Raw genomic sequence first — 16,343 nt, 5'->3', positions numbered from 1 at the left:
CGGCCGGCCCGGAGGAAGAAATGAAGCTCATATCAATACGCGCCTTGTGTGGCGCTCTGCGATTCGGTTGATCGGCGATCCCGCCATGCCGTGCTTCGTGCGTCAGGCATTCTTGATGCGCGGGTCCAGCCATGCTTGCAACAGGTCGACCAGCACATTGGCGAGCACCACCAGGAAGGACGACAGCAACAGCACGCCGAGCAGCACGCTGAAATCCCGCGCCATCACCGCCTCCAGCGCCAAGCGGCCCAGCCCGGGCCAGCTGAATACCGTCTCGATCACCACCGTGCCGCCCAACAAGGCGCCAAAGTGCATGCCGGCCACCGTCGTGATGGGCAGCAGCGCGTTGCGCAGCACGTGGCGCACGGATACACGCAGCGGATGCAGCCCTTTGGCGACGGCGGTGCGCACGAAGTCCTGTCGCTGCACCTCGAGCATGGCAGCGCGCGTCAGGCGCGCATAGATGGCGATGAAGAATGTGGACATCGCTAGTGCCGGCAGCACCAGGTGGCTGGCCACGTCGCCAAGCCGCGCCCACCCGCCCAGCTCCGCGCCGATGGTGCCGGTGCCTTCGCTGGGCAGCCAGCCCAGATGGACAGAGAACAGCACGATCGCCATCAACCCGATCCAGAAGCCTGGCACCGAGTACATCAGCAGCGCCGCGAGCGAGAGTGCGCGGTCCACCCAGGTGCCCACGCGCGCGGCCATGGCAGCGCCGCAACCCACGCCTAGCACCAGCGCGACGCACAGCGCGGCGCCCGTCAGCAGCAGCGTATTGGGCAGGCGCGCCAGGATCAGGTCCGCCACCGGCATGTTGTAGCGCGGCGAGAAACCCAGGTCGAAGCGCGCCAGGTGGCCCAGGTATGCCAGCAACTGGTGCAGCACCGGCCGGTCCAGGCCAAAGCGGGCCCTTATCAACGCCATGGTCTGCTCGGTGGCCGACCCGGACTCGCCCGCCAGCACGTCGGCGGCATCGCCGGGCACCAGCTGCAGCAGCAGGAAGTTGAAGACGATCACGCCCACGGCGGTGGGCAGCGCGCGCCATAGCGTGCGCCGCAGCGCCGATCCGATTCGTAGCAAGGTTGGCATGGTGTGGCGCCCGGTCGGCCGGACTATTTGTCCAGGTAGACGTTGGCGAGGTTGGACTCGACCCCGTCGGCGGTCAGCGAATGGTCATGTACCCGCGTGTTGGCAATCGTGATGAACTGCGGCGACACGAGGTTCAGGTCAGGCACCTCCTTGCCGACGATCTGCTGGAACTGCTTGAACTGCGCCACCCGCCTGGCGGGGTCGATCTCGGAAGCGGCGTCCTCCAGCAACTTGTCCACCTCTGGATTGCTGTAGTGGGTCGCGTTGGAGAATGGCACGCCCTTCTTGAAGTTCTTGGACCAATACAAGCGCTGCACGCCGACGGTGGGATCGAACAGGTTGCTTGCGCCATTGACAGTGAAATCGTAGTCGCGCTCGGTATAGATGCGCTTGACGAAGGCCGGTAGGTCCTGCGAGCGGATGGTCACGTCGATGCCAACCTTGCCCAGCGCCGAGCGCAGGTAGTCGGCCAGGCGCTTGCTGTCCTCGCTGATGGGGTTGTAATCCAGCGTGACGCGAAAGCGCGGAGTGCCGCCTTTGCGTGGATAGCCGGCCTCATCCAGCAGCTTGTCGGCCGCTTTCGTGTCGAATGGGTAAGGCGTGGGAGTATTGTCGTGGAACGCGCTCAGGCCGGGAGCGATCGGCGATGCGGTTCGGGTGCCGTAGCCGTAGTAGACCGTGTTCAGCACCACGTCTCGGTTGACGGCCTGTGCCACCGCCTGGCGTACTTTCAGGTTCTTGAAGTACGGATTGTCGAGATTGAACTCCAGTCGCGTCACATTGAAGGAGTAGCTGTTGCCCTTCGTCTCGAACATCAGCTTGGGCACCTTCTTCAGCCGCGCCAGATCGGACAGCGGTACCGGTGTGCGGTAGCCCAGGTCCACCGCGCCGGTCTCGAAGGCAATGGCGCGCGCGGCCGGATCGGGGATGAACTTCACCACGATGCGGTCCACATAGGGCTTGGGCTTGTCCCAATAGTCCGGGTTGCGCTCATAGACGATGTGGCTGCCGCGCACCCATTCCTTGAAACGGAAGGGGCCGGTGCCGATCGGGGCGTTATTGTTGGGATTGCCGATGGCGTCCGTGTTCTCGTAGACATGCTTGGGCACGATCGGTGATTCGGTGGCCACCAGCGCCTTGATAAGGTAAGGCGCGGGCCTGGACAGCACGATGATCGCGGTGTTGGGATCGGGGGTCTTCACCTCCGTCACGTTGGCGAAGGTGCTGCTACCGCGCGGATGGACCTTCTTGAGCAGCAGGATGGAGAACGCGACATCGGCCGAGCTGAAGTCCTTGCCGTCGTGCCACTTGACGCCCTTGCGCAGGTGGAAGGTGTACTGCTTGCCGTCCGGGCTGATGCTCCACGATGTGGCCAGTTGCGGGCGCGGGGTCAGGTCGTAGTTGTATTCCAGCAGGCCTTCCGTCACCTTGGCGCTGACGCTGAGTGCGGGCGTGGCCACGTTGGCGAGCGACACCAGCGTGGGCGGCTCGTAGTTGAGCAAGAGGTTGAGCGTGCCATCTTGCGCGGGCGCGGCGTGCGCGAGCGGTATCGGCAGCGCCGCAATGCCAAGCGAGACAACCAGCACTGCCGACAACGCACCGGACAGCAAGCGTTCATGCAGTTTGGGCAACGAAGGCTTTGAAGACATGAGTGGGAAATCCTGATGAATATGCGGATGGATGGCGGTGCCGGGCACCGCCGGGCCGGCGGCAACGCCGCGAGCCTGTGTAGGGAGGTGAGGCAAATCCTTCATGCCAATGCAGCATTGCCCGGCGCGGCATCCAGGCCATAGCTGGCGCTCGCCTGCGCGGCGCTGACCAGGCCGTTGCGCAGATCCGCCGCCAGTTTCTCCGGGTCTCGCGCGGCGGGGGCGCCGATGCCGCCGCCGCCTGGCGTTTCCACCACCACGCGCTCGCCGCCCGGCACCAGTTGCCGGCCCTTTCCCCTCAGGACCTGGCCGGAGGCAAGCGAGACCCGGCCTGGCGCGCCGTCCAGGCCACCATCGGCGCCCCGCGCTGGAAACAGCAGGCGATCCCACGCGGCAGCCAGCACCATGGGCGCACCTTCGGCGTTGGCCACCTCGATGACCTGCCCCAGGCCGCCGCGCTGCTGCCCGGCGCCTCCCGAATCCGGACGGTACTCTTTGCGCCAGAACACCAGCGGGCTCACGGTTTCCAGGATTTCCACCGACACATTGCGCACCCCGCTGGGGAAAGACGTGGTGGACAGCCCGTCCTTGCCTGGACGCGCGCCGGTGCCGCCAGTGGAGAAACTGGTGATGGCAAAGCGCCGGCCTTGCAGCAGCTCGCCTGCGCCAGCGCCGGCCAGCGGCTGGCCGCCCGAGAGCTGGATATTCCAGAGACTCGACGAACCTTCGGCCGGCACCACGCCCGCGCGCGCCTGGCGCAGGCAGCCAAACACGACGTCCGGCAGCATCTGGCCGATGATATGGCGCGCGGTCACGGCGCAAGGAAACGGCGCGTTCAGGATCGAACCCTCGGGCGCATGCACGCGCACGGGGGCCAACGAACCAGCGTTATTGGGAATATCGGCGCCGATCAGGCAACGGATGCCGAACGAGGTATAGGCGTCGGTATAAGCCTTGGGCACATTGATGCCGCGCGCCACCACCGGCGACGAGCCGGTGAAGTCCACGTCGATGCCGTCCGGCGAAATGGTCAGGCTGGCTTGCAGGGTGATCGGCGTTTCATAGCCGTCGATGGTCATGCTGTTGTGCCAGGTGCCGTGGGGCCACGCGCCGATCGCGGCGGTCATGGCCTGGCTCGCCTGGCGAATGATGTACTCGCCCACCGCATGCAGGTCGCCGAGTCCGAACTCATCCATCATGGTCCGCAAGCGGCGCCCGCCGATCTCGTTGCAGGCGACCAGCGCATGCAGGTCGCCGATCACCTGCACCGGCTCGCGCACGTTGGCGCGCACGATGTCGAACACGGCTTCGTTGGGCTGGCCGGCGTCGAACAGCTTCAGGATCGGCAGGAACAGGCCTTCGTGATAGACCTGGGTGCCATCCGGACCCGCACCGATGCCGCCGATATCGACCACGTGCAGGGTCGAGGCGAACAGCGCCACCACCTGCCCCGCGCGCACCACCGGCGTGACCATGGTCATATCGAACAGGTGGCCGGTGCCCTTCCATGGGTCGTTGGTGAGGTAGACATCGCCTTCGGCCATGGTTGCGGCGGGAAAGGCCAACAGGAAGTGCTTGACCGATTCGGCCATCGAGTTGACGTGCCCGGGCGTGCCGGTGACCGCCTGCGCGATCATGCGGCCATCGGGCAGGAACACCCCGGCGGATAGATCCCCGGCTTCGCGCGTGGAGGTGCCAAAGGCGGTGCGGATCAGGGTCTGCGCCTGCTCCTCCACGACCGACAGCAGGCGGTTCCACATTAACTGGGCGTGGATGGTGCCGCGCAGCGCGGCATGGGTAACTACGGGATTGGCCGGGCTCATTGCGCCACCTCCACAAGATCGGTAAGGCCCGCCTGGGCCGGGACGGGTATCGACACCGCGAGCACCAGATGGCCATCCGCATCCAGCGAGAAGGCGAAGCCGGCCGGCACCACAGTCGTGGTTTCGTCCTCCACCACCAGCGCGGGGCCGTGTATCGGCGAGCCGCCGGACAACGCCGCACGTTCGTACACCGGTACTTCGCGCCCCGCACCGTGCTCGCCGTCGAACAGGATCCGCTGGCCACCGCCGGCCACCGCCGCTGCGCCCGCCGCCGCGCTCTGCCCCGCGCGTGCAATCGCCGGCTGCGCGGTACTCACATTGATCGACCAGCTGATGATCTCGACCGGGTTGCCAGGCAAGGTGCGGCCGTACAAGGCGGCATAGGCACGCTCGAAGCTTTCGCCCAACGCCGCCGCATCTGCCGCGCGCAGAACCTGTGCATGCAGGGGCACGGGAATTTCGTGCCCCTGGCCTGCATAGCGCATGTACGCCAGGCGCTGTTCGCCCAACGCCTGGCCGGGTGCGGCCTGGCTGACGATATCCCGCGCGTTGGCCGCCAACTGCCCGAGCACGGCATTGACTGCCGCTGCGTCGAAGGCGTCAAGGCGTTGATAAAAGCTGCGCACCGCCTGATAGGCAATCGGTGCCCACAGGAAACCCAGCGCCGACCCTACCCCGGCAGACTGGGGAACGATCACGCGCTGGATGCCGAGCCGCCTGGCCAGTGCCGCCGCATGCAACGGCGCGGCGCCGCCAAACGCGATCAGGGTGTAGTCCTCCACCGTCTTGCCGAGCTCGGTGGCATGGACGCGGGCAGCGTTCGCCATGTTCTCCGTCACGATCTCTGTCACCGCCAGCGCGGCGAACTCCGGTGTCGTACCCAGTCCATGCGCGATATCGGTGCCAAGCGCAACACGCGCGAGCTCCGGCTGCAGCGCCACCTTGCCCACGGCAAAGCGCTGCGGATCCAGCAGGCCCAGCACGCAGTTGGCGTCGGTCACCGTGGCGGCGCTGCCGCCCAGGCCATAGCTGGCCGGGCCGGGCTCGGAACCGGCACTGTCCGGGCCAACCTGCACGCGGCCCAGCGCATCGATGCGGGCGATCGATCCGCCACCCGCGCCGATCTCCACCATCTCGATCACCGGGATGCGGATCGGCAAGCCCGATCCCTTGAGATGCCGGTGCATGCGGCCGAATTCGAAACTACGCGAGATCTGCGGCTGGTAGTCGTCGATAAAGCAGATCTTGGCGGTCGTGCCACCCATGTCGAAGGACAGCGCGCGCCCGATCCCACCCTGCTCCGCCACCCGGCGCGACAAGATGGCGCCCCCGGCGGGACCGGATTCGACCAGCCGCACCGGCTGCGCGATGCCCGCTTCGATATTGGTAATGGCGCCGCCCGATGTCATCAGGAAGAGCGGACTGCGCAGGCCCAACGCCGCCACGCGCTCGCGCAGGCGTCCGAGATAGCCCGCCACCAGCGGCTGGACGTAGGCATTGGCGCTGGTGGTGGACAAACGTTCGTACTCCCGGATCTCCGGGCACACGTCGGAAGACAGCGAGACCCACAGATGCGGTGCCAGCTCGCCCAGGATGGCGCGCACCCGCTGCTCGTGCGCGGGATTCACATAGCTGTGCAGGAAGGTGACGGCCACGCTTTCCACGCCCTGCGCCTCGAACTGCGGCACCAGCGCGGCCACGGCCTCCTCGTCGAGGGACAGCAGCGTGTTGCCGCGGCCGTCGACGCGCTCCGGTACGCCAAAGCGCAGGTAGCGCGGCACCAGCGGTGCTGGCTTGTCGAGGAAGATGTCGTACTGCGCGAAACGATCCTCCCACCCTATCTCGACCAGATCGCGGAATCCCGCCGTGGTGATCAGCGCAGTACGCGCGCCCTTGCGTTCGATCAGCGCATTGGTGGCAAGGGTGGTGCCGAGGATAAAGAGGTCGACTTGAGCCAGTGAGAGCCCGGCACTGGCCAGGAGGTCCTGGACGCCGTGGATCACGCCGTTCTCGGGCGCGGCCGGCGTTGTCAGGACTTTGCTGGTGTAGCGGCGCGTGCCGGCCAGCAGGACGGTATCCGTAAAGGTGCCGCCAACGTCGACAGCGAGCCGCACGCTCGCCTGATGTGAATTCTGGTTGTCTGCAGGCATGCTGTTGTTCGTGGAGTGGGAACATCTGGATTCAGCCCTCGCGGCGGGGAGCCGCTGCGCACTCGACAAACGACGACCATTGGGAACTTCCCTGGATAGATACATCTCCCCTGCCTGAAGGCAGGGAGCAAGCGCCGGACTTCACTGAAAGCCAGCGCGCAGCATAGTCCGCCGCGGCGGCACATCGGAACGAAGGATTTCGCGTTTGCTTATGTTGTGGCAATGGCTATGGATAGGCGTAATCCATCCTTGCGCCAACGCGCGCGCGAGACTATGTTGCGCCCGGGCCGGGCCTTCACACGTCGGCAAATACCCATATGAGCGAACCTTCGTATGCAGTGCATTGCGGCGCGGCTAGGATCATCGCCTATTGCCGTGCCGGGTCCGCGCAAGCCGGCCTGCCCGCCATGGCGCTCACTAGAAACCACCTTGACTCTCGCCGTCCCGCCCTTCTCTCCCAATGCTTCTCGTACCGCTTCTCGCACTCCCCGATGCACCTCCCGGCGCATCTTCCTTCTCAACACCGCGCGCGCCGGGGCCAGCCTTGCCACACTAGGAGCGCTGTCGGCATGCTCCACGGTATCGGGCACCGCCGAGCCGGTCGTCGATACCACATCGGGCCGCCTGCGCGGCACGCGTGCGCGCGGCGCGTTCGTCTTCAAGGGCGTGCCCTATGCGGCGACAACGACTGGCGACAACCGCTTCCGCCCGCCCGTCGCGCGGCAACCGTGGGCAGGCGTTCGCGATGCCCTGGAAGGCGGTGCTTCGGCGCCGCAGCCGCAAGGCGGCAGCCCGGTCGAGTTCGCCTGGTACTGGTCGGGCATTCCGGCGAACGAGGACTGCCTGTCGTTGTCGGTGTTCACGCCCGCGCTGCGAGACAATCAGCGCCGCCCCGTGCTGGTGTGGCTGCACGGCGGGGCATTCGCCATCGGAGCCGGCACGTCGGCGGGCTTCGATGGCAGCCATCTGGCGACATCGCAGGACGTGGTGGTGGTGTCCGTCAACCATCGCCTCAACGTGTTGGGCGGGCTGTTCACTGGCGAGCATCCCGAACAGTTGTCCGCCGAATCCGGAAACCTCGGCACGCTCGACCAGCTTGCCGCGTTGAAGTGGATCAAGGCCAATGTCGAGTCGTTCGGTGGCGACCCGGCCAACATCACGGTGTTCGGCCAGTCGGGCGGGGCGGCCAAGGTCACGGCGCTGCTGGGGCTGCCCGCCGCGCGCGGCTACATCCAGCGGGCCATCGTGCGTTCTGGATCGACGTGGCCACGCTTGGCCGTGCCAGCAATCTGGAACGCCTGGCGTACAGCGAGGACGGCCGGCGCCTCTACTGTCGCGAGGACGGATCGCCGAAGACGATCGGCACGCCGCTGCACAATCCGGATTTCGCGAACACGCTCGAGCAGATCGCGCGCGAGGGGGCGGACGCGTTCTACCTGCACGATATCGCCAATCGGATCGTCGTCGACATGGAAGCGAACGGTGCCCTGCTGTCGCGCGAGGACTTGGCGGCATACCGCATCGAACGGACGGCGCCGCTGACCGGCACCTATCGCGACCGCACGATCACCACCAACCAGCCGCCGGGCGGCGGCGTGATGCTGGTCGAAATGCTTAACATCCTCGAGCAGTTCGACCTTGCGCAGATCGGCCACAACACACCGGAATACCTGCGCGTCGTCTGCGAGGCCATGAAGGGCGCGACGCGCGACAAGGACCTCCACGTCGGCGATCCGGCATTTGTCGAGGTGCCGCTCGCCCGGCTGCTCGACAAAGGCTATGCGCGCGAGCTTGCCGAACGCATCCGTGCCGGCGACAAAATCGACATTCCCCGCATCAATCCCGGCCACGTGGTGCCGCGCGACACTACGCACCTGTCGGTGGTAGACGGCGCCGGCAACTGCATTTCGCTGACCCACTCGCTGGCGATGCCATCGGGTGTCATCACGCCGGGACTCGGGTTCCTGCACAACGGCTGCATGGGCGTGTTCGACCCGCGCCCGGGCCGCGCGGGCAGCATTGCCCCCGGCAAGCGGCGCTTCACGTCGTCATGTCCTTCGATTGTGTTTCGGGACGGCAAGCGGGAGATCGTCCTCGGCGCCCCGGGGGGTACCCAGATTGCCATGGGTGTGCTGCAGGCCATCCTGAACGTCGTGGATTTCGGCATGGCGATGCAGCCGGCAGTGTCGGCGCCCCGCTTTTCCTCGACCAGCAATACCATCGACGTATGCAACCGGATCCCGCATTACCTTACCGCAGAGCAGGAGGCGCAAGGCTACGAGGTGATCCGCAATCCGTACAACTACACGATCGCCTGGGTCCACGCGATCCGGCTGGCGAACGGAGAACTCGACGGCGGTGCGGATCCGGGGCGCGACGGGGTCGCGCTGGAGACGGCTGTACCCTGACCCGGCGCTAGACGCATGGTAGCGCCCCGTCCTCGTTATGTCGTTTCTCCCCGCGCAATCCCCAACCCTTCGAGTGCTCGAAGGACAGAGTCAAAATTCACGCTCTTCCCGCTTTCAAGCTTCGATAGCAGCCCGGCTGACACACTACAGCTACGGGCCGCCTGATCGACGGGTAGGCCCTGCACGGCAAGGGTGGCACGGACGCGATCACCTGGATTGCCACTTGATTTGATTGCGACCCTAGCCGTGAAGTGTAGTAAAGACGACTGTTGCGTAGTAAGGTCGCGACCATCCCGTGGATCGGTGGATTCTGTATCCCGCTCCGACCATCACAGCAGCATTGCGGGCAGCAACGCGATGACTCGCTTTCGGGCTCGCCTTGCCCTTACAAGCTTGCGGCTTTGCTGTTCGACACACCCTATCCTTTCCGCTAGCTTTGTCATAAAGTCCCGCGGGTGCTGGCTCTGCTGGAGCACATCAAAGCCGCTCAGCCCGCATACAAGCCCTGTCGGTGGATGCAGGGGCTGACGCCAGAGGGCCTCGGGATGGCGGCAGCCGCACCAATGCATCGCCGCAAGCGTCCAGGCAGCAGCATTCGCCTGCGCTCTTGCCATCTTGATGATCGGCAGGTCTGGATCGAAGACCCGGGTAGTGCTGCGGATCCACCGCCGTTGGCGACGCGGCAGGCTCGCCCATAATCGGCGCAGTAGTAGCCGAGTCAGCCGCTCGCAATTGCGAAGAAAATATGAGCGCGTCGCGGTCACCCGTTCCATAGCGCCGCCGATGACTGCTCGAGTCGTAGTCCGGTAGCGCACGGGTCAGGATAGTGGAATGCCGTGAAGCTGCCGCCTGTGCCTTCCGGATGGCGGCTCAGGTCACTGGCCAGGCACGTCTCCCTACGCCTCCGTATTCAGTGCGACTCCGTTATCGCAATGGAATTCCCGGGCAAGACGTATAATTATCGGCATAGCATTTCGCTCGTCATTTTTGAGTGGATGATTGGCGCACTAGATATTAAATATTAAAAATCAAAGACTTACACCCGTGGAACAGTGTCAGCGGACTTGCGTCGAGCGCCCCCTAGCGCCGCGGGGTGTACCTCCAGACGCCGGCTCCGCGGGACCTCTGGTTGCGTGTTGATCTGCCACTCCCCTTGCTTGATTCGGCTACGTGGGGGGACCTCGGTCTCTTCAGATTGTCGCCAGACGTCGAACCGCCAGAAGGGGCGCTCGGCAAGGCTTCTTCGCCAGCGATCACGAATGGCGATCTGTCTGTTGGAAATTGCCTCGCCGCAGGGACACATGGTGCTTCCGTGTGGACTGGACCTGCGAGCCAATCGCAGCAACATTTGCAGCGACCCGATATGTGGACTCGATAGAATTAATAGCTTTTAGCTATCATATAGCCAATAAATTGTAATTCTCGATGAATCAACTTTCCAAGTGGTTGCTGCTGATGGTGGGTCTCCCAACGCACTCAGCCGACGGCTGCATGCCGGGGCTTTGTCTAAAGGACAGCCCTCCCCGGCGCCCATATTTGACAAGCTATGACCGCTATCGCGCCAGCGAGGCCTATTTCAATACCGCCCCGAAAGGTGCACTTATGAGGCACACGTTGTCCCGCATGGAGGTCTCACTAGGGCCACTCATCAGATTCCGGTGCCAAGCTCTCTAGTAGCTATCTAGTAGCTATCTAGTAGCTATCTAGTACTTCGGTTGCGCATTTTTTCGTTGGGGCGCTCCGTTGCACTAGGGAACAAATGCCCCTGCCAACTAGCGGGAAGGACGCGAGCTACTTTTCTTAACCACAAGGATAGCTATCTGGTAGCCAACGGAGGCGGACGCTCCCTGAATCCGAGATCAACTAGTGGCTACTACCGACGGATAGATAAGTAACTAGTACTACTACTTCTAACTCGAACGTCCACGCACTTCCCCCTGGACCGCGGTGGGGTATCAGCTGGTAATGCACATCCCCAGATATCTGGTAGCTATCCAACAATATCTCCTCCCCCGCAACGGGAACGCGCTCCAATGCGATTAGCTGATAGCTATCTGATAGCCGACCGAGATGTACTTCGGCCGCCCTCTCATTAGGGCAAGTGTTCGAATACAGAGACTAGGTGGTCTACGATCCCACGCCATAGCGCGTCGGATTTATTGATAGCTACCAGGTAGCAGCATTAGCAATTGCTGCCGTGGTAGCCACTAGCTATCCTATCGACGGACCGTTCCGTCGTTTTAGCATCGGCAATTTCCAGCGTTGCTCGCCGAGGCGCCCATTTAAAGATACCTATCAGGTATCTTTAAGGCATCCCCAGACCGGCCGGTATTACGCCGACTGGTCCAGTTAGCTAATAGCTAGCTACCAGCTAACTTATATAGATATTCCAACTTACTGCTACAGGGATTTGGAGTGACCACAATCCCGCGCCGAAGCGAGCTTGGTTTATTGGTAGCTACTAGGTAGCAGCATTGGTTGCTGTCACAATGGTAGCTACTAGCTATCCCATCGACAGTCGGTGCGCTGTTTCGGCACCGGGGGAATCCTGCTGTGCTCGTCGTTGTGTATATCCAAAGATATCTTTTAGCTATCTATCAAGTAGCTTTATACCAATCACCCTGAAGGTCTATCTCGATCATTCGTTACGCTAGTAGCTACCTAGTGCCCAGTGGCAATGGAGCATCGCGGCATCTCGCACTAGAAGCTATTGGTTAGCTACCAGCTAGCTTGTATCGATGTTCCACTCTCTTGCTGTAGAGATTTGGAAGTCTACGATCCCGCGGCATGGCGAGTCGGATTTATTGGTAGCTACCAAGTAGCTGCGCTGGCTGTTCCAGGACCGGAGGAATCCCGCTGTGCTCGTCGTTACGCCCACTCAAGGATATCTTATAGGTATCTATCAGCTATCTTGATTCCAGTTGCTAGGTCGGTACTATTTCGACCATTTTGTTGCGCTAGTAGCTACCTGGTAGCCATTGCTGCCAGGTAGCAATCGAACAGCGCGGCATCTCGCACCAGAAGCTATTGGTTAGCTACCAGCTAGCTTGAATCGATGTTCCACTCTGCCGCTGCAGAGATTTGGAAGTCTACGACCCCGCGTCATGGCGAGTCGGATTTATTGGTAGCTACCAAGTAGCTGCACTGGCTGTTCGGCACCGGAGGAATTCTACTGTGCTCGTCGTTGTGCCCACTAAACGATAGCTCATAGGTATCTATCAGGTATCTTGATCCCAGTTGCCATGTTGGTACTATTTCGACCATTTTGTTGCGCTAGTAGCTACCTGGTAGCCATTGCTGCCAGGTAGCAATCGAACAGCGCGGCATCTCGCACCAGAAGCTATTGGTTAGCTACCAGCTAGCTTGAATCGATGTTCCACTCTGTCGTTGTAGAGATTTGGAAGTCTACGACCCCGCGGCATGGCGAGTCGGATCTATTGGTAGCTACCAAGTAGCTGCACTGGCTATTCGGCACCGGAGGAATCCTGCGGTGCTCGTCGTTGTGTCCACTAAACGATAGCTCATAGGTATCTATCAGATATCTTGATTATCTTGATCCCAGTTGCCAGCGCAACGAAACGGTCGAAGCTACCTGGTAGCTATTGCTGCCAGGTAGCAATCGAACAGCGCGGCATCTCGCACCAGAAGCTATTGGTTAGCTACCAGCTAGCTTGAATCGATGTTCCACTTTGTCGTTGGAGAGATTTGGAAGTCTACGACCCCGCGGCATGGCGAGTCGGATCTATTGGTAGCTACCAAGTAGCTGCACTGGCTGTTCGGCACCGGAGGAATTCTACTGTGCTCGTCGTTGTGCCCACTAAACGATAGCTCATAGGTATCTATCAGGTATCTTGGTCCCAGTTGCCATGTTGGTACTATTTCGACCATTTTGTTGCGCTAGTAGCTACCTGGTAGCCATTGCTGCCAGGTAGCAATCGAACAGCGCGGCATCGCGCACCAAAAGCTATTGGCTAGCTACTAGCTAGCTTGAATCGGTGTTCCACTCTGTCGCTGCAGAGATTTGGAAGTCTACGATCCCGCGGCATGGCGAGGGGGATTTATTGGTAGCTACCAAGTAGCTACACTGGCTGTTTCGACACCGGAGGAATCCCGCGGTACTCGTCGTTGTGCCCAGTCAAGGATATCTTTTAGATATTCATCAGGTAGCCGGATACCAATTAGCTACCCAGTATGATCTCGGCTAGTGCATTACGCTAATAGTCATTGCTATCCGGTACTCGCTGCATATTGCATCAATAGATATCTGATAGCTACCAGATAGATTACGCCGCCGACTATTGCGTCGGGGTGCCGATGCTGGGTGAATCCGGGGAACCAACATCGTCTTGGTCCGCAGGCAAATCCCAGAATGTACGGCAGGAGCGACGTCGCCAATTACTGCCAGGCCCAGCGTCCTCTGAAGCGTCTACCGGCGGGAGTGCCGGCTCGAAGTGGTTCGAACGGGCGCTCGATATCTACTCGCTATCGAGTGCCATCGCCACCGGAAAGCGGGAGCTATAGTTCTAGCGAGTTAGCTGGTAGCAAACTGATAGCTGGCCTAGATGCACTTCGACGATTGGTAGCCAGATAGCTACAAGCTATCTGTCAGATACCCGGCATCGCGATACTCTCGCCACCAGGAGATACCAAGCGGATATCAAAGTAGCTACCTGGTAGCCATTGATATCTAGTAGCTATCCGCTATACTTCTGCAACTAGTTAGCCACGCTACCGGCTAGCAACCAGATAGCTACTTGCAAAAGGAAACTCGATGCCGACAATCGTGTTCGTAAGCCCGAAGGGCGGAGCAGGGAAAACGACATCATCCCTAGTCTTGGCCACCCAAATCGCAGAGCGCGGCAAGAGCGTCACCTTCATTGATGCCGACCCGAATCACCCCGTGAAGACCTGGGCTGCTGAGGGTGCGGCTCCAAAGTCTATGGCTGTGATCTCGGATGTCACTGAGGAGGACATTGCCGACAGGATTGATGCTGCGGCGAAAGAGTCCGCATTCGTGATCGTCGACTTGGAAGGAACCGCCGCGACCATCGTCGCGCACGCGATCAGCGAAGCAGACTTTGTTGTAGTGCCTACGCAAGGGTCGCAACTGGACGCGGAGCAGGCTGGCAGAGCGTTCCGCCTCATCCGTGCGCATGAGAGAGGCATCCAAAAACACAAGCCCGACTACAAGCTTCCCTATGCTGTCCTGTTCACGAGAACATCCGTAGCAATCCAGAGTCGAGAAACGACACACATCCGGCGCTCCTTTGCCAATGCAGGTATTCCCGTGTTCAAGACAGAGCTGAATGAACGTGCAGCTTTCAAGGCAATGTTCGCCTACCGACAGTCGCTCTCGGGGCTTAGCCGCTCCGAAGTGTCAAATGTCGACAAGGCAATTGAGAACGCGGAATTGTTCGCAGGTGAGGTCCTTCAGTTCCTGCGCAAGGGCCATATGGAAGAGAAGAAGGAGACTGCATAATGAGCAGAGCGAATCCACTTGACGCCGCACTTGATGACTTTGAGCCGCGTCCGCGAGAAGACAAGCCACGGCCCGATCGGCAGGCCATTGAGCAAGTCGCCAAGGAGAACGGCTTCGTGAGTCGCGATGCCCGCAAACTGGAGACGGCGGCGACCACCGCGCCTCCGCGACGCCAGCGTCGATTCACAACTGGTCGTAATCAGCAGATCAATATCAAGGCAACCCCCGATACGATTGCGCGCTTCAATGCTCTGGCCGAAGCACTGAATATCCCGTCCGGTGCGTTGCTCGAGCGCGCCGTGGAAGCGATGGAAGAAAAATATAAGCGCTGACCGCTATCTGGTAGCTATCAGCTAATCTCGCACCATTAAAAAAAGGGGCTAGCCCCCTTTTTGGTGAGAGTGCCGCAATCACTGTGGCACTACAGGTTGTGCTCGGGTTCTGCTCATGAAAAGGCCCAATTCCGTCTTCAGGGCCTTCCGCCCAAGGATGGCTGCCTCATCTGGCTCCGACTTAATCTTTGCGCGCCGTGTGGCCATCTTGAAGGTGGTCTCGCGATATAACGAGGCGAGTACCTCGTCTCGTGCCGCCTTGTCCAATGCCTGAAATGCCGCCAGGCCTGCATCAACGTCCCGCTCAAGTGAGCTGGCGAACTCGAGTTCGGCAGGGGCGATCTGGATTGGCTGACCGGGTTCGACCTTTTTACCAGCAGCAATCTCTCGTTCGATTTCGCTAAGCTCCCAGCCTTCCTTGATCGCTCGCATTAGGTAAGCGCCGGGAGACTTCACTCCGCCGACGCGCACACGATGCTTCACCAACTCGATAGCCTTACGAATACGTTCGTCCGTATTCACTTCGCGGTTGCCAATGATTTCGTTGAGTTGCCGCTTGCTAAGGCCGAAACCCTTAACCAGGGTCTCATAGAGATCCTTCAGCTCGTGAGGATGAGCGAAGTCCAGGACCAGCTTGCCCTTTGCGTTATCGCGCAGCTTGAAGCGCAGAGCCGCTACGCGACGCGATCCAGGCGTGGTCTTCGTCTCGAATTCAACATACAGGTCGGTCAATTCGTTGATCTGTTCCGTGCTTTTATCAAGCACGAGACGCTTGAACTGCTTGTACTCGGTAAGCGACTTAACCGAGTCAGCATTGACCCATTTTCGGACCACATCAAGCGGAATCCATTCAGTCGTCCCCATGAAGCGGAGCGAGCTCAACCTCTCGTACAGAATGTAGGCATAGTTGCTCAATGCAGCCGACATGCGCAACGACAGATAGGTGTACCGCTGTGGATCCTTGAGTTGCCGCCGGATCATCTCGTCGACCTTGAACACCACTCGGCCGCCGGAGATACCAACAGATCCGAGCAGTGGCACGGAGGCCCACTGCGGATCACCATCGGTATCATCGACAGAGACCTGCACCGACGCACTTTGGCATTCGCGCAATGCCTTCTTTAGGTGGGCTAGGTTGTTGGATGTCTCGAACTTGGCAAGCCATTTGAAATAGCCCAGTTCAATATCGTAGTGTGATAGGTCGGGATTCTCGGAGACGGTCAACCAGAGTGCATTGATAGCACGGCGGGCGAGGAGCGTCAGCGGGGAAACGTCGATCAATACGTTCGTTTTCCGATAGCCTATCTCGCGGCTCGACTCAGTGATCGGCGTTGCCGCACCCATTTCCCCACGCACTGCGTTGAAAATGTCGAAGCCCAGTTGTTCCTGGAGATTACGTGGGACGTCAGCCAT

At 61.1% G+C, this 16,343-nt stretch carries 7 protein-coding genes and 2 pseudogenes; 4 read left to right on the top strand and 5 right to left on the bottom strand.

Translation table 11 applies throughout. From position 1 onward, the window contains the following. Positions 1-102 precede the first annotated feature (102 nt). From F7R26_RS37595 to F7R26_RS37580, 4 genes are all read right to left on the bottom strand, one after another. Entirely contained in the window at positions 103-1,089 is a 987-nt protein-coding gene (locus F7R26_RS37595; RefSeq protein WP_150984883.1) for an ABC transporter permease, read from the bottom strand. Positions 1,090-1,112: 23 nt separating this feature from the next. Beyond that, positions 1,113-2,738, bottom strand: a complete 1,626-nt coding sequence (locus F7R26_RS37590) for an ABC transporter substrate-binding protein (RefSeq protein WP_150984882.1) — start codon at positions 2,736-2,738, stop codon at positions 1,113-1,115. Positions 2,739-2,839: 101 nt separating this feature from the next. Continuing rightward, positions 2,840-4,561: a hydantoinase B/oxoprolinase family protein gene (locus F7R26_RS37585; protein WP_241754836.1), complete on the bottom strand. Its 1,722-nt coding sequence runs from the start codon at positions 4,559-4,561 to the stop codon at positions 2,840-2,842. Further along, positions 4,558-6,711: a hydantoinase/oxoprolinase family protein gene (locus tag F7R26_RS37580; RefSeq protein WP_150984881.1), complete on the bottom strand. Its 2,154-nt coding sequence runs from the start codon at positions 6,709-6,711 to the stop codon at positions 4,558-4,560. Before F7R26_RS37580 ends, F7R26_RS37585 begins: the two co-directional genes overlap by 4 nt. A 333-nt stretch (positions 6,712-7,044) precedes the next feature. Between F7R26_RS37580 and F7R26_RS37575 the strand changes: the two are divergent. From F7R26_RS37575 to F7R26_RS37560, 4 genes and pseudogenes are all read left to right on the top strand, one after another. Then, positions 7,045-7,938 (top strand): annotated as a pseudogene (locus F7R26_RS37575) (carboxylesterase family protein); the annotation flags it as partial. Between the two features lie 11 nt (positions 7,939-7,949). Continuing rightward, positions 7,950-9,119: pseudogene (locus F7R26_RS37570) on the top strand (gamma-glutamyltransferase family protein); the annotation flags it as partial. Between the two features lie 4,771 nt (positions 9,120-13,890). Next, positions 13,891-14,598 (top strand): ParA family protein, encoded by a 708-nt coding sequence (locus F7R26_RS37565; protein ID WP_150984880.1) that lies wholly within the window; start codon positions 13,891-13,893, stop codon positions 14,596-14,598. Then, on the top strand, positions 14,598-14,930 hold the full coding sequence (locus F7R26_RS37560) for a stability/partitioning determinant (RefSeq protein ID WP_150984879.1): 333 nt from the start codon (positions 14,598-14,600) through the stop codon (positions 14,928-14,930). The genes F7R26_RS37565 and F7R26_RS37560 overlap by 1 nt, the downstream gene beginning before the upstream one ends. A 78-nt stretch (positions 14,931-15,008) precedes the next feature. On the opposite strand, the gene F7R26_RS37555 is transcribed toward F7R26_RS37560, so the two are convergent. Next, positions 15,009-16,343 carry a replication initiation protein gene (locus F7R26_RS37555; RefSeq protein ID WP_150984878.1) on the bottom strand — a complete coding sequence of 445 codons (1,335 nt, stop codon included), beginning with the start codon at positions 16,341-16,343 and terminating at the stop codon, positions 15,009-15,011.

Origin of the sequence: Cupriavidus basilensis (genome assembly GCF_008801925.2) — a bacterium.
GTDB lineage: Bacteria > Pseudomonadota > Gammaproteobacteria > Burkholderiales > Burkholderiaceae > Cupriavidus > Cupriavidus basilensis.
Note: the sequence above shows the minus strand (reverse complement) of the source record. Positions and strands in the feature narration are given on the sequence as shown.

What these genes read in the sequence shown, in the direction of transcription:
- F7R26_RS37595 (WP_150984883.1), bottom strand. Translation starts at nt 1,089, where the DNA reads ATGCCAACCTTGCTACGAATCGGATCGGCGCTGCGGCGCACGCTATGG.
- F7R26_RS37590 (WP_150984882.1), bottom strand. Translation starts at nt 2,738, where the DNA reads ATGTCTTCAAAGCCTTCGTTGCCCAAACTGCATGAACGCTTGCTGTCC.
- F7R26_RS37585 (WP_241754836.1), bottom strand. Translation starts at nt 4,561, where the DNA reads ATGAGCCCGGCCAATCCCGTAGTTACCCATGCCGCGCTGCGCGGCACC.
- F7R26_RS37580 (WP_150984881.1), bottom strand. Translation starts at nt 6,711, where the DNA reads ATGCCTGCAGACAACCAGAATTCACATCAGGCGAGCGTGCGGCTCGCT.
- F7R26_RS37565 (WP_150984880.1), top strand. Translation starts at nt 13,891, where the DNA reads ATGCCGACAATCGTGTTCGTAAGCCCGAAGGGCGGAGCAGGGAAAACG.
- F7R26_RS37560 (WP_150984879.1), top strand. Translation starts at nt 14,598, where the DNA reads ATGAGCAGAGCGAATCCACTTGACGCCGCACTTGATGACTTTGAGCCG.
- F7R26_RS37555 (WP_150984878.1), bottom strand. Translation starts at nt 16,343, where the DNA reads ATGGCTGACGTCCCACGTAATCTCCAGGAACAACTGGGCTTCGACATT.